At 72.7% G+C, this 22,565-nt stretch carries 26 protein-coding genes; 13 read left to right on the top strand and 13 right to left on the bottom strand.

Annotated features, from left to right (window positions below):
- Positions 1-79: 79 nt before the first annotated feature.
- The 4 genes from AC061S_RS15105 to AC061S_RS15090 all read right to left on the bottom strand — a co-directional run bounded on the left by AC061S_RS15105 (position 80) and on the right by AC061S_RS15090 (position 3,815).
- Positions 80-790, bottom strand: a complete 711-nt coding sequence (locus AC061S_RS15105; protein ID WP_478686447.1) for a glycoside hydrolase family 16 protein — start codon at positions 788-790, stop codon at positions 80-82.
- Positions 791-832: 42 nt separating this feature from the next.
- On the bottom strand, positions 833-1,858 hold the full coding sequence (locus AC061S_RS15100) for an FAD-dependent monooxygenase (RefSeq protein WP_478686446.1): 1,026 nt from the start codon (positions 1,856-1,858) through the stop codon (positions 833-835).
- A gap of 247 nt (positions 1,859-2,105) precedes the next feature.
- The gene (locus tag AC061S_RS15095; protein WP_478686445.1) at positions 2,106-2,810 is read right to left on the bottom strand and encodes a dioxygenase family protein; all 705 of its coding nucleotides are present in this window, start codon (positions 2,808-2,810) and stop codon (positions 2,106-2,108) included.
- Positions 2,811-3,017: 207 nt separating this feature from the next.
- A complete protein-coding gene (locus AC061S_RS15090) occupies positions 3,018-3,815 on the bottom strand; it encodes an N-formylglutamate amidohydrolase (protein WP_478686444.1) in 798 nt (265 codons plus the stop codon).
- Between the two features lie 221 nt (positions 3,816-4,036).
- Between AC061S_RS15090 and AC061S_RS15085 the strand changes: the two genes are divergently transcribed.
- Entirely contained in the window at positions 4,037-4,675 is a 639-nt protein-coding gene (locus AC061S_RS15085) for a peptidylprolyl isomerase (RefSeq protein WP_478686443.1), read from the top strand.
- Between the two features lie 16 nt (positions 4,676-4,691).
- Here AC061S_RS15085 and AC061S_RS15080 read toward each other — a convergent pair whose 3' ends face one another.
- Both AC061S_RS15080 and AC061S_RS15075 read right to left on the bottom strand, forming a co-directional pair.
- Positions 4,692-7,127: a SpoIIE family protein phosphatase gene (locus AC061S_RS15080; protein WP_478686442.1), complete on the bottom strand. Its 2,436-nt coding sequence runs from the start codon at positions 7,125-7,127 to the stop codon at positions 4,692-4,694.
- A complete protein-coding gene (locus AC061S_RS15075; RefSeq protein WP_478686441.1) occupies positions 7,124-11,143 on the bottom strand; it encodes a HAMP domain-containing protein in 4,020 nt (1,339 codons plus the stop codon). The genes AC061S_RS15080 and AC061S_RS15075 overlap by 4 nt, the downstream gene beginning before the upstream one ends.
- A gap of 340 nt (positions 11,144-11,483) precedes the next feature.
- Between AC061S_RS15075 and AC061S_RS15070 the strand changes: the two genes are divergently transcribed.
- Positions 11,484-12,035, top strand: coding sequence for an ATP-binding protein (locus AC061S_RS15070; protein WP_478686440.1), 552 nt, complete (start codon positions 11,484-11,486; stop codon positions 12,033-12,035).
- 31 nt (positions 12,036-12,066) lie between these two features.
- On the opposite strand, the gene AC061S_RS15065 is transcribed toward AC061S_RS15070, so the two are convergent.
- Positions 12,067-12,411 carry an STAS domain-containing protein gene (locus AC061S_RS15065; protein WP_478686439.1) on the bottom strand — a complete coding sequence of 115 codons (345 nt, stop codon included), beginning with the start codon at positions 12,409-12,411 and terminating at the stop codon, positions 12,067-12,069.
- A 388-nt stretch (positions 12,412-12,799) separates the two neighbouring features.
- Here AC061S_RS15065 and AC061S_RS15060 point away from each other — a divergent pair, with 388 nt between their 5' ends.
- From AC061S_RS15060 to AC061S_RS15040, 5 genes are all read left to right on the top strand, one after another.
- On the top strand, positions 12,800-13,726 hold the full coding sequence (locus AC061S_RS15060) for a SigB/SigF/SigG family RNA polymerase sigma factor (protein WP_478686438.1): 927 nt from the start codon (positions 12,800-12,802) through the stop codon (positions 13,724-13,726).
- A gap of 9 nt (positions 13,727-13,735) precedes the next feature.
- Entirely contained in the window at positions 13,736-14,086 is a 351-nt protein-coding gene (locus tag AC061S_RS15055; RefSeq protein ID WP_478686437.1) for an STAS domain-containing protein, read from the top strand.
- Positions 14,083-15,039 carry an anti-sigma factor RsbA family regulatory protein gene (locus tag AC061S_RS15050; protein ID WP_478686436.1) on the top strand — a complete coding sequence of 319 codons (957 nt, stop codon included), beginning with the start codon at positions 14,083-14,085 and terminating at the stop codon, positions 15,037-15,039. The genes AC061S_RS15055 and AC061S_RS15050 overlap by 4 nt, the downstream gene beginning before the upstream one ends.
- Positions 15,040-15,222: 183 nt before the next feature.
- Complete coding sequence (locus AC061S_RS15045) at positions 15,223-15,654, top strand: ATP-binding protein (protein ID WP_478686435.1); 432 nt, start codon at positions 15,223-15,225, stop codon at positions 15,652-15,654.
- Positions 15,655-15,874: 220 nt separating this feature from the next.
- Positions 15,875-15,997: a hypothetical protein gene (locus AC061S_RS15040; RefSeq protein WP_478686434.1), complete on the top strand. Its 123-nt coding sequence runs from the start codon at positions 15,875-15,877 to the stop codon at positions 15,995-15,997.
- Positions 15,998-16,057: 60 nt separating this feature from the next.
- Here the strand turns inward: AC061S_RS15040 and AC061S_RS15035 are convergent, their stop codons facing one another.
- On the bottom strand, positions 16,058-17,122 hold the full coding sequence (locus AC061S_RS15035; protein WP_478686433.1) for a mechanosensitive ion channel family protein: 1,065 nt from the start codon (positions 17,120-17,122) through the stop codon (positions 16,058-16,060).
- 220 nt (positions 17,123-17,342) lie between these two features.
- Here AC061S_RS15035 and AC061S_RS15030 point away from each other — a divergent pair, with 220 nt between their 5' ends.
- Positions 17,343-17,792 carry an SRPBCC family protein gene (locus tag AC061S_RS15030; RefSeq protein ID WP_478686432.1) on the top strand — a complete coding sequence of 150 codons (450 nt, stop codon included), beginning with the start codon at positions 17,343-17,345 and terminating at the stop codon, positions 17,790-17,792.
- 9 nt (positions 17,793-17,801) lie between these two features.
- Here AC061S_RS15030 and AC061S_RS15025 read toward each other — a convergent pair whose 3' ends face one another.
- Positions 17,802-18,518, bottom strand: coding sequence for a VanZ family protein (locus AC061S_RS15025; protein ID WP_478686431.1), 717 nt, complete (start codon positions 18,516-18,518; stop codon positions 17,802-17,804).
- 223 nt (positions 18,519-18,741) lie between these two features.
- On the opposite strand from AC061S_RS15025, the gene AC061S_RS15020 reads away from it, so the two are divergent.
- On the top strand, positions 18,742-19,107 hold the full coding sequence (locus AC061S_RS15020) for a PRC-barrel domain-containing protein (RefSeq protein WP_478686430.1): 366 nt from the start codon (positions 18,742-18,744) through the stop codon (positions 19,105-19,107).
- Between the two features lie 122 nt (positions 19,108-19,229).
- Here the strand turns inward: AC061S_RS15020 and AC061S_RS15015 are convergent, their stop codons facing one another.
- Positions 19,230-19,733 carry a hemerythrin domain-containing protein gene (locus tag AC061S_RS15015; protein WP_478686429.1) on the bottom strand — a complete coding sequence of 168 codons (504 nt, stop codon included), beginning with the start codon at positions 19,731-19,733 and terminating at the stop codon, positions 19,230-19,232.
- Between the two features lie 162 nt (positions 19,734-19,895).
- Here AC061S_RS15015 and AC061S_RS15010 point away from each other — a divergent pair, with 162 nt between their 5' ends.
- The 4 genes from AC061S_RS15010 to AC061S_RS14995 all read left to right on the top strand — a co-directional run bounded on the left by AC061S_RS15010 (position 19,896) and on the right by AC061S_RS14995 (position 21,161).
- Complete coding sequence (locus AC061S_RS15010; protein WP_478686428.1) at positions 19,896-20,120, top strand: hypothetical protein; 225 nt, start codon at positions 19,896-19,898, stop codon at positions 20,118-20,120.
- Complete coding sequence (locus AC061S_RS15005; RefSeq protein ID WP_478686427.1) at positions 20,096-20,341, top strand: hypothetical protein; 246 nt, start codon at positions 20,096-20,098, stop codon at positions 20,339-20,341. Before AC061S_RS15010 ends, AC061S_RS15005 begins: the two co-directional genes overlap by 25 nt.
- Before the next feature lie 116 nt (positions 20,342-20,457).
- The gene (locus tag AC061S_RS15000; RefSeq protein WP_478686426.1) at positions 20,458-20,601 is read left to right on the top strand and encodes a hypothetical protein; all 144 of its coding nucleotides are present in this window, start codon (positions 20,458-20,460) and stop codon (positions 20,599-20,601) included.
- A gap of 215 nt (positions 20,602-20,816) precedes the next feature.
- On the top strand, positions 20,817-21,161 hold the full coding sequence (locus tag AC061S_RS14995; protein WP_478686425.1) for an SH3 domain-containing protein: 345 nt from the start codon (positions 20,817-20,819) through the stop codon (positions 21,159-21,161).
- 76 nt (positions 21,162-21,237) lie between these two features.
- Here AC061S_RS14995 and AC061S_RS14990 read toward each other — a convergent pair whose 3' ends face one another.
- From AC061S_RS14990 to AC061S_RS14980, 3 genes are all read right to left on the bottom strand, one after another.
- Entirely contained in the window at positions 21,238-21,534 is a 297-nt protein-coding gene (locus AC061S_RS14990; protein WP_478686424.1) for a WhiB family transcriptional regulator, read from the bottom strand.
- A gap of 114 nt (positions 21,535-21,648) precedes the next feature.
- Positions 21,649-21,999, bottom strand: coding sequence for a hypothetical protein (locus AC061S_RS14985; protein ID WP_478686423.1), 351 nt, complete (start codon positions 21,997-21,999; stop codon positions 21,649-21,651).
- 267 nt (positions 22,000-22,266) lie between these two features.
- Positions 22,267-22,422 (bottom strand): DUF6131 family protein, encoded by a 156-nt coding sequence (locus AC061S_RS14980; protein ID WP_385381719.1) that lies wholly within the window; start codon positions 22,420-22,422, stop codon positions 22,267-22,269.
- Positions 22,423-22,565 lie beyond the last annotated feature (143 nt).

Genomic DNA, 22,565 nt, shown 5'->3' with positions numbered 1-22,565 from the left:
CACCCCGGATTCGGCGTCCAGGGCGCGTCCCGGCCACCGGCTTCCCTCCAAATCCGGCCGCCGTCGCCGCGTCGTCGCCTCAGAGCAGCCCGTGACGCGTCCGGTACACCCGCAACTGCGCAACCTCGTAGGACAGCTCCGTCACCCCGGGCTCCGGCGCCGGGTGGTACCTGCCCGCGCAGACCGAGAGGTTGACGATGAGGTAGGCGGACCAGCCGCGGCCCACTCCCCTGCCGTCGCTGAAGACCCGGTCGCCGTTGACCCACCAGACGACCGAGCCCCTCCCGAACTCGACCTTCAGGTCGATCCACCCTCCGGGCCGGACCGCCGGGTCGCGGTGGTAGCGGTGCGCCTCCCGGACGTGGTTGGAGAGTTCGAGGAGGTCCGGGTTGTCGGGGTGGTACTCGAAGACGTCGATCTCCTGTCCGCCGTCGCGCCAGGTCCAGATGGCGGGCCAGGCCCCGAGTTGCACCGGCAGCTTGACCCGGGCCTCCAGCACGTCGCCGGTGCGCACCTGGAACCCCTCGTCGCTGCCCTCGGTGGTGAGCAGCCCGCTGTCCCAGTTGCCGTCGGGGCGCGGAGTCGCCCGGAAGACCCCGCCGCGGCTGTAGGCGGGGTCGTCGGTGAGGTGGTCCAGCTTGTTGTCGCCCGGGTTGACCGGGCCGCCGTCGGGATACGCCCACGAGCGGCCGGCGATCCATTGGGAGGGAGAGGCGAAGTCGGCGGTGAAGACGGGAGTCCGGCGTGGGCGGGGCAGGTGCCGCAGCCGTTCGATCAGGTCCGAGAGCATGCCGGATAACTGCCCGCCAGGCGTCCCGGCACACCTGGAACATCACTCATTGCGATGAGACCGACACACTGCGTTCCCATCGGGTGTCGGCCGCCCTGCCGTCCGCCTTGCCGTCCGCCCGCACGGGGCCCGCCGGTGCCAGGACGTCGGCCCAGCCGTGCGCCGACTCCACGAGCGACTCCCTCCTGCCATGTTGAGAGGCGCGCACCACCCGGTCCGGGCGGAGCAAGGCCGTGCCACCGCGGAGCCAGGCGCCGAGGGCGCCCGTGGTACGGAATGCGCGAGACGGTCCTCGCCGGGGGTGAGGGGACGGCAGGTGAGCAGCGCGAAACCCCCGCCGAGCAGGTCGTCGAGGCGCGCGGGACGTCCGTCGCGGGTGCGGACCGGGGGTTGGGGCGCGAGTTCGCCCGGGCGTGGGCTCCGTGGGGGGATGGGGGTTCGGCCGGCGAGTGCTCCGCCACGCAGGGCGGGGCTGAGGGTGGTCAGCGCCGCTCGGGTCGACAGGCTCGTGTGCCGGCCGATCGCGAGACCTGCCCGGCGTGAGATCCGGGCGGCGGGGTGCCCGCTGGTCATGGCCCGGCCGATGAGGACCGCGGTGCGGACCAGGTGGATCGCGTGCGGGCGGCGTTCACTCTCGTACGTGTCGAGGAGGGCTTCGGAGCTGTGTCCCCGGAGGACGCTCGCGAGTTTCCAGGCCAGGTTGTGGGCGTCGCGCAGGCCCGCACCGAGTCCTTGGCCGATGAAGGGCGGGGTGAGGCGGGTGGCGTCTCCGAGAAGGAAGACACGGTCCCGGCGCCAGCGGTCGGCGACCTGCGCGCGGAAGGTGTAGCGGGCCCGGCGGACCACTTCGAGGTGGTGCTCGGGGATGGACCCGGTCCACGGCGCGAGGAGCCGCAGGGTGCGGGAACAGTCCGCCATGGCCGCTTCGGCTTCCCGGTCGGTGAGGCGGAACTCCCACCGGTAGCGGTCCTCGCCGATGCGCATGTAGGAGGCGGGGCGCTCGGGGTCGCACACCTGGTGCACGCCGTCCCAGGCGGGCAGCGGGACGGGACATCGGACATCGACCACGAACCAGCGCGTGGCAGTGGCCTGTCCTGCTCCTGCAGGGAGCGGGCGACCCGCTGCAGCCCCGCGAGTTCTACACCGACCCCGAGGTCCTTGCGAGACTCCCGAAGGGGAGCAGCGTGCACCTCTTCGACTCGGGCCACTTCTGGCCTTCGAAGCGCCGGAGGAGATGGTCACCGTCCTCCGCGACTTCCTCGTGTAGCACCCGGTCGGCGTCGGTCCCGGCGGCAGGGGCCGCCGCCGCCGGATGTCAGCTGATGCCCACGGTGTACGCCGCCCGGTAGCCGGCCGCGTCCGGCGCCGGGGTCAGGGTCATCGCCGCGCCCGACTCCCGGTAGTGGCTGTCGCGGGTGTTGGGGTGGGCCGGTGCCGGGCGGCGGGCGTAGGGCTGGAGCTTGTACACGCGCGCGAGGAGTTCCTCCGGGAAGAAGAACTGCGAGGACGTCTCGGTGTGCTGGTCGGGACGCACCTTGAAGTGGATGTGCGGCGCCAGGCCCCGGTACCAGCCCGGCACGATGGTGCGGAAGGTGCAGCGCCCGGCGGCGTCCGTGAGCTGGGTGCCGCGCAGGTAGGTGTCCTTGCCCGTGGAGTACGTACCCGAGGGGTCCGCGTGCCAGATATCGACCGCGGCGCCGGCGACCGGTTGGCAGCCGGCCGACACCCGGACCACCGTCAGGTCCAGTCGGAACGGTACGCCGGCCCGGCCCTCCGTGATGTCGGACCGGACCCGGTCCAGGTCGAGGTAGTACGGACCCTCGCCCGACTCCGTGGTCAGCACGCACGCCGGGGTGGACGCTCCCGTCGTGGTCGGGGACGCGGGGGCTTGGGGCCTGCCTGCCGCGCCCCGAGTAGCGGCCGGACCTGAGCAGGCCGCCGCCAGTGCGGCGGCTCCGGCCGATCCGGCGGCCAGCAGGAGTGTGCGGCGGCTGGTCCGGGAGTTGGCGTGCTCCGTCATACGCACCCCTTCGCGCGCTTCTGGGGCCGTCATGGCGGACGGCCACCGGCCGCGCCCACCGTGCCGGACGGCAAGGGCCCGGACCAGGACCGACACGCCCGCGGGCCCCGCGATCCACCGCCCGGCCCGCCCGGCACGCCCGTCTCCGGCACGCCCTTCTCCGGCACGGCCGCCTCCGGTGCCCGCGGGAAACCCGTACGTGCCCGGTTACGGGAGCAGGCCGTCCACGAGGTGCGTCAGGGCCTCCGCCAGTGCGGCGAGGCCGGGGCCGGCCGGGCCGCCGGGCTCCGACATGTACGTGTCGCGGCGGATCTCGACCATCAGAGCTGCGACCCGGGCGTCCTCGCCGTAGTACTTCAGCGGCACGTACGTGCCGGCGAAGGGGCTGTCGAGGCCGGTGCCGCCGAAGCCCGCGAACGCCTTCTCGGCGGCGGCGAGGAGGGCGGCCGGGGTGTGGAAGGGGTCCATGCCCAGGCAGACCGGCGGGCGGCGGCCGTCTCCGTGGAGTTCGTACGGGAGGGGCTCCGTCGGGTACGAGTGCACGTCGATGATCACGGCCCGTCCGGCAGCCGCCAGCCGGTCCTCCACCGCCCGCGTCATCGCGTCCGCGTACGGGTGGAAGTAGCGGTCGAGCAGGGGCCGGGCGTCGAATCCCTCCGGGCGCAGGCGCTCCCGGTGGGTGGAGTGGGTGTACACCGCCCCCATGCCCACGGCGAGCATCTCCTCGCGCTCGTCGGGGAACCGCTCGGGGTCGATGACCAGCCGGGACAGCCCGTTGACGAACCGCCACGGCGTGACGGCGGAGCCGGCCGCGGCCGCCGCGGCGATCTCGGCGGTGTGGGAGTCGGTGATGTGGTCGAGCTCCCGTTCGAGGGCCTGGTCGGACAGCTGGATTCCGCGGCGGACGGACGACGGTATGACGCGCGAGGAGTGCGGCACGTGCAGGATCACCGGCGACGCGCCGGCGCCGGGATGGATCTCGAAGGAATCGGGCCGATGGTTCATGTGTGGTTCCCCGGTTGGTTCCTCGTCCGGACGGCGCCGCGCTCGACGACGGGCGCCCGTGCGGGCATGACGGGCCGTATCCTCCCCCGCGGGCGCCGAGCCAAGCCTGTGGACGCCTGCTGCTCGGTCCGCTGATCGAAGGACCCGCACGGCGTTTCTCCCCGGGGCGGAGCGGGACACCGATATCAAGATCCGGTCCCTGCTCTTGGATTGGATCCCCCATGCTCTCGAACGTTCTCCGGGTGGCCGCCGGCGCCGCACTCGCCGCCGGGCTGCTCAGCGGGCCCACGGGGCCGGCCTCGGCCGCCTCCGCCTGTGCGTACACGCCGGACGGGAAGGCGGCCAGGAACGTGGGGACTCCGTCCGGGGATGTCAGCCGTCTCCGGCCGTACGCGGCCACGCTCCGCACCAACCACGGCGTCGTCGTCTTCGAAGCCGATACGGCGAAGGCGCCGTGCACCACGCACTCCTTCGCGTACCTGGCCGGCCGGAAGTACTTCGACGGGACCACGTGCCACCGGCTCACCACCGCAGGCATCTTCGTCCTGCAATGCGGGGACCCGACCGGAACCGGCTCCGGCGGGCCCGGCTACCGGTTCGGGGACGAGAACCTGGCGGGCGCCGTCTATCCGGCCGGTACGGTCGCCATGGCGAACGCGGGGCCGGGAACCAACGGCAGCCAGTTCTTCCTCGTGTACGAGGACACCCGGCTGCCCCCGCACTACACCCCGTTCGGCAAGGTCACCCGGAACGCGCACGTGCTGGGCGAGATCGCGCGGAAGGGGACCAAGGACGGCCGGGAGGACGGAGCGCCCAAGCAGGAGGTGACGGTCGACTCCGTTCGGATCACCGCCCGGTAGCCGGCCGGCCGGGCCGTCAGCGGACCCGGATGCCGATCACGCAGGTGTCGTCGTCCGTGTCGGAGCGGCTCTCGGCGAGGAGGCGGTCCAGCTGGCCGTCCAGATCCCCGGCAGCTGCGGCCGCCACGTGCACCAGGTGGCCGAGCGACTCCTGCACCGAGGAGTCCCGGCGCTCCACCAGCCCGTCCGTGTACATCAGCAGGGTGTCGTCCGGTTCGAGCCGCACCTCCCGCTCGACGTAGGCGACTTCGGGCAGGGCTCCGAGGAGCAGCCCCTCGATGAGCGGGAAGGCCTCCGCCTCCCCGCGCCGGACGAGTACGGGGGGCAGGTGCCCGGCGCGGGCCCAGCGCATCACCCTGGTGCGCGGGTCGAAGAGGCCGCAGACGGCGGTGGCCGTCACATGCTTGGCGAGGTGATGGGTGACCGTGTTGAGCCAGGACAGCAGCTGGGCGGGGCCCGCGCCGGTGACGGCGAGGCCGCGGAGGGCGTTGCGCAGGACGACCATGCCGGTGGCCGCCTCGATGCCGTGCCCGGCGACGTCGCCCACCGACAGCATGACCAGACCGGAGGGCAGCACCACGGTGTCGTACCAGTCTCCGCCGACGAGCGCCTCGATCTCCGCGGGCCGGTAGCGGACGGCGACCCGCAGGCCGGGCGCCTCGATGGCCGGTGGGGTGGGGGGCATGATGGCGTGCTGGAGCTGCAGGGCCAGCCGGTTGCGCTCGGCGGACTCGGCCTCGGTGTGGGCGAGTTGGTCCCGGGTCGCGGCCAGGGCCACCTCGGTCCAGTGCTGGGCGGAGATGTCCTGGTAGGCGCCTCGCACGGCGTGCAGCCGCTGGTCGGCGTCGAGGACGGGCTCGGCGACGACCCGGATGTGGCGGGTGATTCCGTCGGGTCTGCGCAGGCGCAGGTTGACGGAGGCGGGGCGGCGGTGGCGGAGGACCGCGCGCAGGAAGCGCCCGAGGGCCGCGGAGTCGTCGGGGTGCGCGTAGCCGGGGAGTTCGCGCAGCCGGACCGGGGACGCGGTGGGCGGGAGTCCGTGGAGATCGTAGAGCTGCGCGTTCCAGGTGGTGTCCCCGGTGACGAGGTTCTCCTCGAAGCCTCCGATCCGGCCCAGGCGTTGGGCGTGCTGGAGGAGGTTGGCCAGCCGGGCCGTCTCGTCCTGGATGCGCCAGATCAGCAGGACGGCGGAGCCGTGGCGGCTGACGCTGATGTCGGCTACCGAGGTGACGGGGATCTGGTCGACGAGCGCGGTCAGGCTCATGCGTTCGGCGCGGAAGGGCTCGCCCGTCGCGTGCACGCGCTCGATGATGTCGAACAGCCCGCTCTCGCCGGCGGCCAGGGGGTAGGCCTCCAGCAGCAGCGCGCCGTTGACGTCGCCGCGCGGCCGTCCCACCGGGTCGACGAAGCGGCTGCCGGTGTGCCGGATCCGGAAGTCGGCGAGCCTGCCCTCGGCGTCGAGGACCGGGGTGAGGACCACGGCCGGGTCCTGGAGTCCCTCGGCGAGGTCGATGAGCTCGGCGACGTCCGGGAGGACCGCGTCGGCGGCCGCGGGGTCGCGCGGGGGTGCGGCGTCCATGGTGCGGGCGCACAGTTCGGCGAGGGCCTCGACCTGCCGCTCGATCTGGGGTGACTGGGGCTCCAGGGGCCGCGGCCAGCAGATCTCCAGGACGCCCTGGATCCGTCCGCCGGTCCCCGTGGGCACCGCCATCCGCCCGCCGCCGGGCCACTCGGCGCGGCCGATGGAGGGGAGCCCCTCCCGGTCGAGGTCGGTGAGGGTGACCAGCCGGCGTTCCGCCAGCGCGAGGCGGGCGACGGTGGAGACGCCCGGGGGGACGTGGCGCCAGCGGGCGGCTTCCCTTGGCGGGAAGCCGGCGTGGCCGGCGAGGGCAAGCGAACCGTCGGGCACCGCGGTCCACACGGCCACCGCCACCGCTCCCAGGGGGCCCAGGGCGTTCGTCAGGAGGGACTCGGCGACCGCCTGGGTGTCGGCGGCGACGGCGAGCACCCCGCTCTCGGCGGTGCGCAGCCGCACCGACACCGTGGACCGCTGCTCGGGCGGGTCGGAGCCCTCCGTCCCCGTGCCCGTCCGTGCGACGAACTCGGCTGCGATCTCGCTGACGTGGTCGCGGGAGGCCTGGTTGACGATGTCGGCGGCGAGTTCGAGGGGGGACATCCCGCTCTCGCGGCACAGTACGTCGAGCTGGCGGGCCGCCGCGGCCGGGGTGCAGTTCAGCTGCCCGATCAGGATGCCCTTGGCCAACTCGACCAAGGCCCGTCCGTCGGCGGCCACTTGGGCCTCCAGCACCTCGCGGCGCAGCCGTTCCACGGTGGCGACGAGGCGCCCCAGGGGTGTCGGAGCCTGCTGCGGGACGACGCCGCCCGTAGGCCGGTCGCCGTCCGGTGATCCCGGCCGGCGGGCGTCTTCGTACCGGCGCGTGTCCTCGGTCACCGGGTGAGCCAGCGCCGGATGCGGGCGATGAGGTCGTCGGCGTCCACCGGCTTGGTCACGTAGTCGCTGGCGCCCGCGGCGAGGCTCTTCTCCCGGTCCCCGGGCATCGCCTTGGCCGTGACCGCGATGATGGGCAGGCCCACGTACTGCGGCATCCGCCGGATCTCGGCGGTGGCGGCGTAGCCGTCCAGTTCGGGCATCATCACGTCCATCAGGACGATGTCGACGCCGGTGTTGCGGACGAGGGCGTCGATGCCCTTGCGGCCGTCCTCGGCGTGGAGCACCCGCATGCCGTGCAGTTCCAGGACCCCGCTCAGGGCGAAGAGGTTGCGTGCGTCGTCGTCGACGACGAGCACGGTGCGTCCGGCCAGGTCGCCTTCGAGTACGTGCTCGGCGTGCCGGCGGCGCGCGTCGCCGTGCACCAGGGGCAGGACGTCCCCCGGCTGTTCGGCGGACAGGTGGAGCGCGATGCGCTCGCGCAGCTCGTCCAGGCTGGAGAGCAGTTCCACGCGGCGGGACGCGGACCGCCGGCGCAGGGCTGCCTCCTGGCCGGTCCGCACCCGGGGGTTGTTGTGGGCGAGGACCGGGAGGGAGGCGAGGGCCGGGTCTCCGTCGAGGGCGTCGAGGAAGCGGAGCGCTTCCCCGTCGGGCAGGTCCAGTTCCAGGACGACGCAGTGGAAGGAGTGCGCCGCCAGGGCGGCGGCGGCCTCGCGGGAGCTCGTGGCGTTGACCACGTGGATGCCGCCCCGCTCCCCCGCCGTCCGGTGGCCTGGGGCGAAGTCCCGGTCGGCGCTCTCGGCGACGAGGGAGAGCAGGCCGTTCGTCCGCTCCTCGATCACCAGCAGGCGGCGGGGCCGCCGCTGATCCGGGAGTACGGGCTTGCCCGGACGGCTCTGCCCCACCGATCGGTACGAGGCCCCGGGCGGGAGCGCCAAGGCGGCCTCGGGGTAGGAGGCGTCCTCGTAGTCCGCGCGGCTGACCGGCAGGTAGAGGGTGAAGGTGCTGCCCTGGCCGGGGGTGCTCTCCGCGGTGACGGCCCCGCCGAGGAGCTGGGCGATCTCGCGGCTGATGGAGAGCCCGAGGCCGGTGCCCCCGTACTTGCGGCTCGTGGTGCCGTCGGCCTGCTGGAAGGCCCCGAAGACCGACTCCAGCTGCTGTTCGGGGATGCCGATGCCCGTGTCGCGCACCCGGAAGGCCAGCATCGGGCCGCGCCGGGAGAGTCCGGCGGGGATCTCGGGGGCCGCGGCCGGCTCGATGCGGAGTTCGACGCGTCCGCGCTCGGTGAACTTCACGGCGTTCGAGAGGAGGTTGCGCAGGATCTGGCGCAGCCGCGAGTCGTCGGTGAGCAGGTCGTCGGGGGCGTCGGGGGCCGTGGTGACGGTGAAGTCGAGGCTCTTCTGCGTGGTCATCGGCCGGAAGGTGGCGTCGACGTACTCCAGGAGCTGGGGCAGGTGGACCCGCTCGGGGTTGATGTCCATCTTCCCGGCCTCGACCTTGGACAGGTCGAGGATGTCGTTGATCAGCTGGAGGAGGTCCGAGCCGGCCGAGTGGATGATGCCGGCGTACTCGACCTGCTTGGGGGTGAGGTTGCGGGCGGGGTTCTGGGCGAGCAGCTGGGCGAGGATCAGGAGGCTGTTGAGCGGGGTGCGCAGCTCGTGGCTCATGTTGGCCAGGAACTCGGACTTGTAGGTGGAAGCCAGAGACAGCTGTTGCGCGCGGGTCTCCAGCTCCTGTCGGGCCTGCTCGATCTCCAGGTTCTTCGCCTCGATGTCGCTGTTCTGGCTGGCGAGGAGGGCCGCCTTCTCCTCCAGCTCCGCGTTGGAGCGCTGGAGTTCCTCCTGCTGGACCTGGAGTTCCTCCGAGCGGGCCTGGAGCTCGCCGGTCAGCCGCTGGGACTCGCCGAGGAGTTCGTCGGTGCGGGCGTTGGCGACGATCGTGTTGACGTTGGCGCCGATCGCCTCCATCAACTGGGCGAGGAAGTCGCGGTGCACGGGGTTGAAGGCGGTGAAGGAGGCGAGCTCGATGACGCCGAGGATCTGGTCGTCGACCACGATCGGCAGGATGATCAGGCTGCCCGGGGTGGTGTGGCCCAGCCCGGAGGAGATCACGTAGCCGCCGGGAACCTGGTCGGTGGCGATGATCCGGCGGCTGCGGGCCGCCTGTCCGACGAGGGACTCTCCGAGGGCGAAGACGGCGCCCTCCGCCGCGGCGGTGGAACGCCCGTAGGAGCCGACGAGGGTGAGCACGGTGCCGCCGGGGCGGTCCTCGGCCAGGTAGAAGGCTCCGTACTGGGCGGCGACGAGCGGCGTCAGTTCGTCCATGACGAGTTCGGCGACGGCGGCGAGGTCCCGGTGGCCCTGCATCAGGCCGGAGATGCGGGCCAGGTTCGATTTCAGCCAGTCCTGCTCCTGGTTGGCCCGGGTGCTCTCGCGGAGCGAGCCGACCATGGAGTTGATGTTGTCCTTGAGTTCGGCCACCTCGCCCGAGGCGTCGACCGTGATCGAGCGGGTCAGGTCGCCCTCGGCGACCGCGCTGGCCACCTCGGCGATGGCCCGGACCTGGCGGGTCAGGTTGCCGGCCAGCTCATTGACGTTCTCCGTCAGGCGCTTCCAGGTCCCGGAGACGCCCTCGACCTCCGCCTGGCCGCCGAGGCGCCCCTCGCTGCCCACTTCGCGGGCGACGCGGGTGACCTCGGCGGCGAAGGCGGAGAGCTGGTCGACCATCGTGTTGATGGTGGTCTTCAGCTCCAGGATCTCCCCGCGCGCGTCCACGTCGATCTTCTTGGACAGATCGCCGTTGGCGACGGCCGTCGTGACGAGGGCGATGTTGCGGACCTGGCCGGTGAGGTTGTTGGCCATGGAGTTGACGTTGTCGGTGAGGTCCTTCCAGGTGCCCGCCACGTTGGGCACCTGTGCCTGGCCGCCGAGCCGGCCCTCCGTGCCCACCTCGCGGGCCACCCGGGTCACCTCGTCGGCGAAGGCGGACAGGGTGTCGACCATCGTGTTGATGACCCCGGCCAGCGCGGCGACCTCGCCCTTCGCCTCCACCATGATCTTCTGCGAGAGGTCGCCGCGGGCGACGGCGGTGGCCACCTGGGCGATGGAGCGCACCTGGCCGGTCAGGTTGTAGGCCATGACGTTGACGTTGTCGGTGAGGTCCTTCCAGGTGCCGGAGACGCCCCGGACCGTGGCCTGGCCGCCCAGGTTGCCCTCGGTGCCGACCTCGCGGGCCACCCGGGTGACCTCGTCGGCGAACGCGGAGAGCTGGTCGACCATCGTGTTGATGGTCTCCTTCAGCTCCAGGATCTCCCCCCGGGCGTCCACCCGGATCTTCTGGGTCAGATCGCCCTGGGCCACGGCGGTGGTGACCTCGGCGATGGAGCGCACCTGGGCGGTCAGGTTGTCGGCCATGACGTTGACCGACTCCGTCAGGTCCTTCCACGTACCGGAGACGCCCTGGACGTCCGCCTGGCCGCCGAGCCGGCCCTCGGTCCCGACCTCGCGGGCCACCCGGGTCACCTCGCCGGCGAAGCCGGAGAGCTGGTCGACCATCGTGTTGATGGTCTCCTTCAGCTCCAGGATCTCCCCCCGGGCGGTGACGGTGATCTTCTGCGAGAGGTCGCCCTTGGCCACGGCGGTGGCGACCTGGGCGATGGAGCGCACCTGGGCGGTCAGGTTCCCGGCCATGAAGTTGACCGAATCCGTGAGGTCCAGCCAGGCGCCGCCGACCCCGGGTACGTCGGCCTGGCCGCCGAGCGTCCCCTCGGTGCCCACCTCGCGGGCCACCCTCGTCACCTCGGAGGTGAACAGGGACAACTGGTTGACCATCCCGTTGAAGACGGTGGCGATCTCCCCGAGGAGCCCGTCCGCCGCATCGGGCAGCCGGGTACGGAAATCCCCGTCGCGTACGGCGGTCAGCCCGGCCAGCAGCCTGCGCAGCTCCGCCTCGCCGATCCCGCCCTCAGCCGGGAGCGGGGGCACCCCGCCCGCCGAACCCGTGCCCGCCCGCTCGGCCATCCGCCCCAACCTCACACTCGAAACCGACACTCCGACGAACGGACAAGAAGGACCCCGGTTTCGGGGCGCGCCGAAGCGCCCGGCTCCGTGGGGATCCGTCTTCGCCGCACCACCGGTCCGGTGAAGGCTAGCGCCGCCGAAGGGACCATAAGGCACGGTCGATCACACCGGGGACGGCGCATCCTGCCTGCGGGAAGGGGAGGTCCGCGGGAGGACCGCCCCGCCCGGCCCGAACACACCCCGGCGCACCACGCTTTGGAAGCCCCGGGGCGCCTCGGGGTGCTCCGGCGGGTTCCGGGTAGACGAACCGGTGAGACTCGCACACAACGGAGGAAACGGGGTGAAGGCGGTGGCGGTCAAGGCTGTGGGCTGGGCCCGTTCGTTTCCCGTCGCGGAGGGCGTCCGGGCGGCGCGCGAGTGGACGGCGGGCCACCTGGCGTCGCTGCCGTGGAGCGGCTCGGCGGCCGACACCGGGTACTCCGTGCTGATCTGCGTCTCGGAACTCGTCACCAACGCGCACCTGCACACGGCCGGCACCGCTCACCTGGTGCTGACCTGGGACGGCTGCTGCCTGCACGTGAGCGTCGCGGACGCCGATCCGCGGCTGCCACGGTGCCGGGATCCCGCTGCCGACGCGGGTGCCACGTCGGGCCGGGGGCTGGGGATCGTCACCGCGCTGGCCGATTCGCTGGACGTCCACGCGTGCCACGGCGGCAAGGCGATCACCGCGTGCTTCCGGCCCGGCCGCGGACCGGACCCGCATGTGCGGGAGCCGCACGAGCGGGAGCCGGATGCGCGGGATCCGTATGCGCACGAGTCCTCTGCGCGGCACCCGCGCACGCAAGAGCCGTCACCGCAACACCCGCCTGCCTGGGGTCCGGACACCGGTTGACTGGGGCAATGGCCGGGAAACCCCGGTTGGTTCACGCCTCGACGGCGGCTTCGACGCTCGCGTGCAGGGACAGGACCGTATCGGCCCCGGTCACCGCGAAGAGCCGGCGCAACTGCTCGCCGGGAGCGGCGATCCGCAGGGTCGTGAGGTGGTGCAGCCGCAGGAGCAGGTTCAGGAAGGAGGAGTCTCCGAAGGTGATGGAACCGGCGTCCAGAACCACCAGCGGATGCCGGCCGGCAGCTTCCGTGAGGGCCTCCTCCAAAGGAACCAGCGTGTCCTGGTCGAGCTCGCCCCGGGCCACCACCACCCAGCCGGCACCGGCCGGGTAGCCGTCCCCGACCACGCCCTGCCCGTATCCGTCCCCTGCTCCGGTCATGTCCGCCTCCCCGGATCGTCGGTCGTACGTCCTTCCAAGGGAGTATGCCTGCTCGCCGCTCCGGCGCCCGCGCCCGCTGCCCCCGGCTCCGCTGCCCCGCGCCCGTCGGAGGAGCGGCGGGGCCGCATCGGGAGCGGATCCGGCAGGTCTCCGCCGCGGCCCTCGCCCGGACGACGTCCGGCCCGCCGCAGGCAGCGACCGCGAAGGCCCCGAAGTCCTCGGCGAACGCGGCCGGTTCGCGGAACTCCACGCCGTACGCCCGGTGCCCGTCCCGCAGCGGTACCCAAGACCCAGCGGAAGAACCGATGCCCTCGAAGTGTGTAGACCCCGCCAGGCGGGGCAGAAGCGCCCCCGGCAGCCGTCAGTCGATCGGGAGGGAGCGGCCACCATGTACCGCTCGGCCACCGTTGTAGGCCCAATTCGTGCAGCAGACGCTCAAGTACCCGCGTGTGACCGGGAGTCCGCGGGAGCGCCCACGCAGGACACGGACCTGTTCCGGGTGGAGAACGCGCGGGAGATGGCACCCGGTGACGCCCGGGAGCTCTCGCGGCTCTTCTTCGCGAGGCTGCGCACGCTGGAGGAGGGGACGCGCGAGTACCAGTACACGCGCAACACCCTCATCGAGATGAACCTGTCCCTCGTCCAGTTCGCCGCGCGGCGCTTCCGGGCCCGTGTGCTCGGCGGCGGTCTCGACATGGACGACGTCATCCAGGTGGGAACCATCGGTCTGATCAAGGCCATCGACCGTTACGACACGGAGCGCGAGGTCGAGTTCTCCACCCTCGCCCTCCCGTACATCACCGGTGAGATCAAGCGCTACTTCCGCGACACCACCTGGGCCGTGCACGTACCGCGCCGCCTGCAGGAACTGCGTACGGAACTCGCCAAGGCCCAGGACGCCCTGAGCGACGTCCTGGGCAGGGCGCCGACGGTCAAGGAGGTCGCCCAGCACCTGGAGCTGTCCGAGGACGAGGTCATCGAGGGGCTGGTGGCCGCGAACGGCTACACGAGCAGTTCCCTCGACGCCGCCGCCGCAGACGGGGAAGCGCCGTCCGCGGCGGGCCGGAGCGCCCGGCCGATGACGGAGCGCCACGGCGCCGTCGATCCCGGCATGGAACTCTTCGAGGAGTTCCACACCCTCGCACCCCTGCTGGAGCAACTGGACGAACGCGACCGGCTCATCCTGCGGATGCGCTTCGGCCAGGAGAAGACCCAGGCGGAGATCGGGGCCGTGCTCGGCGTCTCCCAGATGCAGGTCTCCCGCATCCTGTCCCGGACCCTGGCACGGCTGCGCACCGGCATGCTCGCGGTGTAGGAAAGGACCATGAACTACCCATCCGGCGCGGGGGCGGCAGCGGGCGCTTCGGCCCCGCTGACCGCCCGGCCGTGGCAGGACCGTCCGGGCGCGCGCCTGAGCGGTAGCTGTGACCTCGACACCCGGCAGCGCCTGTCCGCCGCGCTCGGCGCCGTGACCGCGATTCCCGGCCCCGTCGTCCACCTCGACCTGTCCGCCGTGGTGTTCCTCGACACGGCCGCGGTCGCCGCCCTCGTAAAGGCGTCGGCCGCCCTCAGCGGGCAGGGTCGGCGCCTGTTGCTCCACGACCCGCCGTATTCGCTCCGCAAGGTCGTGGAGATGTTCCCGGACGAATGCGCCGCGCTGGAGGTCGCAGCATGATCACTGTTCCTGAGCCCGTCGGGCCCGGGGCCTTCGTCCATCCCGCCCTCTTCTACCAGGACCTCGACGCGTACGTGGCCCGCGTGGGCGAGTTCGTGAGCGCCGCCCTGGCAGCCGGTGAACCGGTCCTCGTCGCCGTACCGGGCCCGCGCCTGGACGCCCTGCGCGAGAGCCTCGGCGCAAGCGCCGCGGGCGTCACCTGGACGGACATGACGGAGCTGGGCCGCAACCCCGGCCGCATCCTGGCCGGCTTGCAGGATTTCGCCGACCTGCACGTGAGCCGGGCGGCCCGGATCGTCGGCGAGCCGATCTGGCCCGGCCGCTCCCCCGCCGAGGTCCTGGAGGCCACCCGGCACGAGGCCCTCATCAACACGGCCTTCGCCGGCCGGCCCGCCACCGTGCTGTGCCCGTACGACGTACGGGGGCTGGCGCCCGACGTGCTGGCCGACGCCCGGCGCACGCACCCCACGCTGATCGAGGGAGGACGGGAGTCGGCGAGCCCGGCGTACACCGACGCCGTGAGGGTCTCGGCGGACTGCGACCGGCCGCTGCCCGAACCCGAGGGCGAGGCGCCCCTGTTCGCGTACTCCCACGGAGGACTGGCCGAGGTGCGCCAGTACGCCGAGGCCTGGGCCCGCGGGACCGGCCTGACCCCGGCGCGGCGCGGGGACCTGGTCCTGGCCGTCAGCGAGGCCGCGGCCAACTCCCTGTCCCACGGGGGCGGGAAGGGCACCCTCCGCCTGTGGGCCACCGTCGGCGCCGGTGCGGGAGTCGTCGCCGAGATCCACGACGCGGGCCGCCTGGCCGACCCCCTCGCGGGGCGCCGTCGCCCCTCCCTGGCCTCGCCCAACGGCGGCCGGGGCCTGTGGATGATCCATCAGCTCTGCGATCTGGTCGAGGTCCGGGCCGTGGACGACGGCTTCACGCTGCGGCTCCACATGGCAACGCCCTGACATCGGAGGTCACCTACACTCGGGGTCGGGCTCGGGTGTCCTCGGGCCGCTCGGGGGCATACGGACAGTCCGGGACACCGGCCACGACCTGGCCGGGCGGTCCCGGGAGCAGCGAACAGAGCGGCATCGGCACGGGGGTGCGAGAGCACGGTGGAGACCATCGGACCGGAAACGGGAGATCCAGTGAGCGCCGGCCTTCCCGGTGGCGGGCAGCGGCGCCGCCTCGCCCTGACGGGCGTCGGCGGCGCGGTGGCCAAGGGACGCGACTTCACGCGCCGGGCCCTGCGCGACTGGGGCTGGGACGGAACCGAGACCGCCGAGGACGCCCTGCTCCTCGTGTCCGAGCTGCTGACCAACGCCTCCCTGCACGCGGACGGCTGCCGGGAGCTCGTCCTCACGGCCGGGGAAACGCTGCGCATCGAGGTGTGCGACGGCACGACGGCCCTGCCCCTCCTGCACCCGGCCCCGCGGCGCGGCATGCCGGGCGGCCACGGGCTGCACATCGTGGAGCGGCTGTCCGACCGCTGGGGCGCGCACGCCCACGAACACGGCAAGGCCGTCTGGGCCGAGATCGAGGCCGCCCGTCTGGTGTCCGGCAGGCCAGCGGCCCGCTGACCGGGCCGGGGGCCGCCGGGTCTGCGCGATGGATCCACTCGATGGGTCTGCGCGCCGGGCCTGCGCCGCCGGGCCTGCGGCGCCGGAGCTGCGGCGCCGGAGCTGCGGCGCCGGAGCTGCGGCGCCGGAGCTGCGGCGCCGGAACTGCGGCGCCGGAACTGCCCGTCGGCCGTCCCGCGAGGGAGGGCGTCTTTCCGGCCGCCGGGGGCAGGAGCGCCTCATGACCTCTCATCAGCTCACCTCCCTGGCCCTGGCCCCGGCGATCGGGCCCTCCTGGGTGCACCTGCTCGTCATCGCGTTCACGCTGATCGTCCTCGTACACACCCTCGCCCGGCACCGGTAGGAACGCGCGCCGCCGCCGGGAGCCGCGTACCGTACGGGCCCGGCCCGGCGGGGAGTTCCGTCAGAGGCCGTGCTCGTCCGGCGTGTCCTGCGCTCCCGGAGCCCGGTCCAGCAGGATGCGGGGCAGGGCGCCGGGGTGCTTCTCCGCCAGCCAGGCGATCAGCCGCTCGCGTACGGCGCAGCGCAGCGTCCACAGGTCGTCGGCGTCCTTGGCCGTGACGATGGCCCGCACCACGATGGTGGAGGGCGTCGTCTCCGTCACGGCGAGGTCCCAGCCGCGGCCGTCCCACTCCGGGCGGTCGCGCAGGATCTCGTGGAGCTCGTCCCGCAGGAGGCCCACGGGCGCGCTGTGGTCGCAGTGGAGGAAGACCGTGCCGGTCATCTGGACGCCGCCGCGCGACCAGTTCTCGAAGGGCCGGGTCGTGAAGTACGAGACGGGCATGGTGATGCGGCGTTCGTCCCAGGTGTGCACGGCGAGGAAGGTGAGGGTGACGTCCTCGACCACCCCCCACTCGCCGGCGACCACGACCGTGTCTCCGATGCGCACCAGGTCGCCGAAGGCTATCTGGAAGCCCGCGAAGAGGTTCCCCAGGGTGGACTGGGCCGCCACGCCCGCCACGATTCCGATGATTCCGGCAGAGGCGAGCACGGAGGTGCCGAGCGCGCGGAAGCTCGGGAAGGTGAGGAGCATCGCGGCGACCGCGATCACGGCCACGATGACCGTGACGACCCTCGTGATCAGCGTCACCTGGGTACGGACCCGGCGTACCCGGGCCGGGTCGCGGGTGCCGGTGGCGTAACGGGCGTACCCCGACTCGACGACGGCGGAGGCCACGACAACGATCAGCCAGGCCCCGGCGCCGATCAACGCGAGGATGAGAATCCGGCCCGCGGCCGCGGAGTTGTCCAGCGGCGGCCACCCCGTCTGCCGGTAGGCGCCCTTGAACAGCGCGGCGAGCAGGACGATCTGCAGGGCGTGGCGGCAGCGGCGCAGCAGGTGCCACAAGGGCGTCTCGGGGTGGCGTGCGGCGGCGCGGCGGAGCAGTCGGTCGACGGCCCAGCCGGCCACGGCGGTGAGCAGGATCGAGCCCCCCAGGACGGTCAGGAGGCGAAGGGCGGTGTTCATGTCTCCCCAGTGGGTGGAAGCGGCACGGACTCCCGCGCGCCTTCCCCACGGCGGGGACCTGACACGGGGAAGCCGCCCTCGCCGGTCCCGGTCGGCGCGGCAACGGGGCCGCTCCGGCCCGCGCATGGGGCTCCGGGCCGCGGGTAGCCGCGCCCCGAGACGTTCTGACGGAGGGCCCGCACACCGGTGCGGGCCGCTGACGACCCGGAAGGGGTGGCGCATGTCGCACGTCGAGGAGTACGTCGAGGTCAACGTCCCCGTACGCACGGCCTACAACCAGTGGACGCAGTTCGAGGACTTCCCCGTCTTCATGGAGGGGGTCGAACGGATCGTCCAGCGCACGGACACGCTCACCCACTGGGTGACGAACGTGAACGGGGTGCAGCGCGAGTTCGACGCGCAGATCACCGAGCAGCTCCCGGACCGGCGCGTCGCGTGGATGACGGTCGGTGGGGAGGCCCGCCAGGCCGGGCTCGTCACCTTCCAGCCGATCGACGCGACCACCACGAAGGTCGTCCTCCACCTGAACTGGGCCCCCGACGGCCTGGCAGAGGCGGCGGCCGACAAGCTCGGCTTCGTCAAACGCCAGGTCGCTGGTGACCTGCTGCGGTTCAAGTTGTTCATCGAGTCGCGCGGGATCGAGACCGGCGCCTGGCGCGGCGAGGTCTGACCGCGCGGGTCACCTGTCGCGGTGGAAGGCCTTCCGCCAACCTGCGCGACTCGGCTCCGAGTTCGGCCTCCGTTTCCGCTTCGGAGCCTGCCTCGGAGCCGGCTTCGGTTTCGGCTTCGGTTCCGGCCTCGGTTCCGGCCTCGGTTCCGGCCTCGGCGAGGGTACGGGTGTGCCTCGCCGGGGCCGGCGGTGCCACCAGTGCCTGCGGGGCGGATGCACGGCCCGCCCCAGGCGGCGGCCGATCAGCAGGTATCCGAGCAGGGCTCCGGTCGTGTTGAGGATGACGTCGTCGATGTCGAAGACGCGTCCCGTGACGAGGGCGCCCTGGATCAGCTCCACCAGCGTCATCAGACAGACCGTCATGCCGGCGACCCGCAGCAGCCCTCGGGCCGCCGGCATGAGGACGGGCAGGAGCACCCCGAACGGCAGGCCCAGCAGCAGGTTTCCGCCCAACTGGCGCACCGCCTCGACGGTCGACGCCCCTTCCAGATAGGCGCTGATCGAATGTCCGGGCCGGACGTTGCTGTGCACCAGGGCCACCGAGGCGGCGGACGGTTCCAGCGTGAGCCGTCCCAGGACCACGCTGAACAGGACGGTCCCGACGAAGGCCGCCACCACGGCCAGCGCCCGGATGGCCGGGTGCGCCGGACGGCGTCGTCGCCGGACGGCCGCCGCGGTCCCGCTGTCGGGGCTCTCACCGCGCCGCGGCGCGTGTCTCCATGTCATGGCGGCTCTTCTGCCCTGCGAAGGGTCCGGTACGCGCCCGCGCCCCGTCCCCCGACGGCCGGAGGGTGCGGCAGTACCGACCACGCACGGACGACGAATGAAGGACCGAAGCCGGGGCAGGCGAGTTCGGGCGGGGCGCGGACAGCGCCGCGTACGACATCGAAGGAGAGGGACGGCGGGCACCGCCTCGCCGCCCCCTGTCTGGCGAAGGAGTTGTTTTCGCGTGACTGAGCATGTGTGGAGCTACAGGTCGACCGCCGGCCACCTGACCGGTAGCGATCTGGTCGGGTACACGGTCGAGGCGACCGACGGCAGCATCGGCAAGGTCGACAAGCACTCCGACGAGGCCGGTGACGCCTACCTGGTCGTGGACACCGGGATCTGGATCTTCGGCAAGGAGGTCCTGCTGCCGGCGAGCACCGTGATCATCGTCGACGTGAACCAGGAGAAGATCTACGTGGACGGCACCAAGGAGCAGATCAAGAACGCTCCGGAGTTCCACCGCGAGAAGCACCTCGACGACGTCGGCTACCGGGAGGAGCTCGGGGCCTACTACTCCGTCGGCGGCTTCGGCGGCCGCATCATCTGACCGCAGTCGCGACCGGGCCCGGACTCGAGGAGTCCGGGCCCGGTCCGTGCTCGCGGCACGCGGCGCGGGGCACGGGGAGCCGGCCAGCCCAGACCCCCGTCACCGGCCCGCCGCCGTCGCCTTCATCCCCGTACGAGTGCGCGCACGTTCTCGACGCTGCCGCAGTCGGCGGTGAGCCGTCGCTCACGTTCCCGCAGGAACGCCGCCCCCAGCTCGGCCCTCCGCTCGTCCGGGACGTTCTCCCGGGCTCCGTTGAGGATGGTGCGCTCCTCCTCGTCGAAGTGGTGGGAGACCGCCTTGACCAGGTCCTCCAGGCGCCCGTCCCAGTCGTCGGAACCCACCTCGGACACCTCCAGCAGCGCCAGGAGGGCCTCGTTGCCCTCGGCGTGCTCCTCGGTCCCGTGGTCGACCTCCTCGTTGTCGACGTCCTTGAACCGCTTCAGCGCGCCGTACACCTCGGCCTCCTCGGCCTCGCCGTGCGCGACGAGGAGTGCGGACAGCTTCGCGAGCGCGTCCGCCCGGTCGGCCTCCACGCTGCGCATCCGGCGGAAGAGGTCCTCCATCCTGCGGTGGTCCTTGAGGATCAAGGCGACGACGTCCTGGTTCTCGTGTGCGTCCGCGGCCATGCCACGTCCCTCCTCTGCTTCCGGGCTCGTTTCGCATGGGCGCCTGCTCGATACCGGTGGGTTCAAACCTCGGGCCCACGGCGGCACCGGTGCGGGTTTGCCCGCCGCCCGACAGGGCAGCCGCGCCGACTGGGACCTACAGCCCCCGAACGGAGGCCTGAGATGTCAACCAACTCGCTGACGGCCGTCATCGTCGTGGCGGCGGTCGTCGTCATCGCGCTCATCGCACTGCTGTGGGCACTGGCCAGACGACGCCACCTGCGCGAGCGGTTCGGCAAGGACCTGCCGCCCGAGCGCCGGCAGGAGTACGCGGACGAGTGGACCGGTGTCCAGCAGCGGTTCGTGGACGGCCCGAACGCTCCGTGGCCGAGGCCGACGAGCTGCTGACCCGGCTGATGGGTGAGCGAGGCTATCCCACCGGGGGGTACCGGGAGCGGGTGCGGGACCTCTCCGTGGAGCACGGCCACACGCTGGAGCGCTACCGGGCCGCCCACGCGGCCAAGGTGCGCGGCGGTGCGGGTGAGGCGACGACGGAGCAGCTCCGCGGGGCGATGGTGCACTACCGCACCCTGTTCGAGGAGCTGCTATCCGACCAGAGGAGCCGATGACATGGAGAAGAACCACGAGGACGAGGCGGGACGGGGGGCGGCGTCCGAGTCCGTGCTCACGGCGGACGATCCGCGGGAAGCGGTCCGGGTCGGCGGACACCCTCGTGTCGGAGGTCATGCTCAGGTTCGCGGACACCCTCTCCGCACACCGGGACGGGCTGGAGGAGCAGTGGCACCGCGGTGAACAGGGGGCCACCGAGGATCTGCGGCACGCCCTGCGCGCCTATCGCGCACTGGTCGACCGGCTGCTCGCCGCCTGAGCCCCCAGGCCGGCCCGGTGTCGGCGCTCGGGCCCTTCGCCGTGGGTGGCCGGGACGGCGGCCGCGGCGAAGGGCCCTGGGCCATCCGGAGCAACGGAGGGCGTGTTCCGTCCGGGCCGTCGGTCATCCGCCGCCCGGGCGGTGGATAGTCGGTCGGGCGGTCGGCCGCACGGGCTGCCGGCCCGCGCCCAGGCGACACAGGGAGAGTGGAACCGATGGTGAAGAAGGCATTGCTGACGTACGCCTTGGCGGCCGGAGTGCTGATCGGGCCGCTGAGCACGGCCGGTTGGGCTGCCGCCGGTCCCGCCGTCGGGCAGGCACAGGTCACGTCCGGCCCCGTGGGCGTGGTCGAGTCCCGCGCGCCGCTCAACGTCCGCGAGAAGCCGACCGTGTACTCGGACGTGGTGAAGAAGCTGCATCCGCACCAGCGGGTGCGCCTCGTGTGCCAGAAGCGCGGAGGCTGGGTGGACGGCAACCCGGTGTGGTACCGCCTGCACGGCTCGAAGGGCTGGGTATCGGCCCGCTACGTCCACAACCTCCAGCCGGTCCGCCCCTGCTGAGAGCTCGACCTGCGGAAAGCGGCAAAGGGAACGGCCCCCGGTGTTCGGGGGCCGTTCCCTTCACTGGCGCCGAGGCTCAAGCCGTGGAAGACAGCGCGGACCTCTCCCCTCCCGCTGTACGGAGTTGGCGCCTCTCGTGCGCGGTGAGCCCGCCCCAGACGCCGAACGGCTCTCCCACCTCCAGCGCGTGCCGCAGGCAGTCGCGCTGCACGGGGCACAGCGCGCACACTTCCTTCGCCGCCGCGTCCCGCGCCTCCCGGTCCGGGCGCTGCTCGCCCGTGGGGTAGAAGAAGAGGCGCGAGCCCAGTTCCCGGCAGGCGGCGTCCTCCTGCCACAACCAGTGGTGCTCGGCACGGCCAGGCAGACGCGACACATTTCCCACCTCAGAACCTCCATCGGAGACGGCCCGGATTCGATACGGATTCCCGTCGGATCCGGACCTGATTCGGATGCTCGATCGCTTCTCGTCTGGCCCGGAACGCTCGGTTCAAACAGCCTGTCCGCGTCGTGCCCGGCGGCTCCGCCGGGCGAGCAGGGCCGCGGCCAGTACGCCGGCGGCCGTGGCCAACGCGGTCCGGTGGCTCCGTGCCGTGGTCACGGCACGCACGGCCCTGCCCCGTGCGGAGCCGAACTTCTCGTCGTCCACGAGGCGGCCGACGTGCGATGCGGCCGTCTCCCGCAGCCTCCCGGCGGTCTCGTGGACCCGCGCCGAGGCGCCCGCCCTGGAGACCAGCGCCTCCACCGTCCGGCCGAGTTCCCTCCCGGTCCGGGCGGCCTGCCGGCGGAGCGCCTGTGTGCTGGGGAGGGACTTGTTTCCGTGCAGTCCGGTCGTCGTCATCGGGATTCCCATTCCTTCGAGTCCTCCGCCTGCCCGCCTGCCTGGCGGGCGTGCTGCGCGGATACCCGGCAACGGGCCGATGACACAGCCGAGTTGCTCCGGAAACGGGCTGGTGGTGCCCCCCCCCCCCCGGGGGGGCCCCCCCCCCACCCCCCCCCCGCCGGGGCCGCCCCGCCCCCGCCGAGTTGCGCGGTAACGGGGGTGGTGGTCCGCCCCCGCGGGGGGGCGGACCACCAGACGACAGCGCTCCGGCGGTGCCGCCACCGCCTACCAGTAATGACGGCGGCCGCCGACCGCGTGCCCGACCGACCCCATGAGCCACAGCACCGCCCCCACCACGAGCAGGATGACGCCGATGGTCCACAGAACGGAGATTCCGGTCAGGAATCCGATGAGCAGGAGGATGAGTCCGGCGAAAAGCATGATGTCCTCACTCGCGCGTCGGGAAAGCAGCGGAACGGTCGCTCCGCAGCGGTGCCTCGGCTCGCGTCTACCCTCGGGCGCCGTCCTTATCTGTGTCCGTGCTCCCGGGCGGTTTCCGTGCCTTCGACGTTCGGTGGTCGCCG

The organism is Streptomyces sp. CA189 (assembly GCF_056428985.1).
This window is presented reverse-complemented; position numbering and strand designations above follow the sequence as displayed.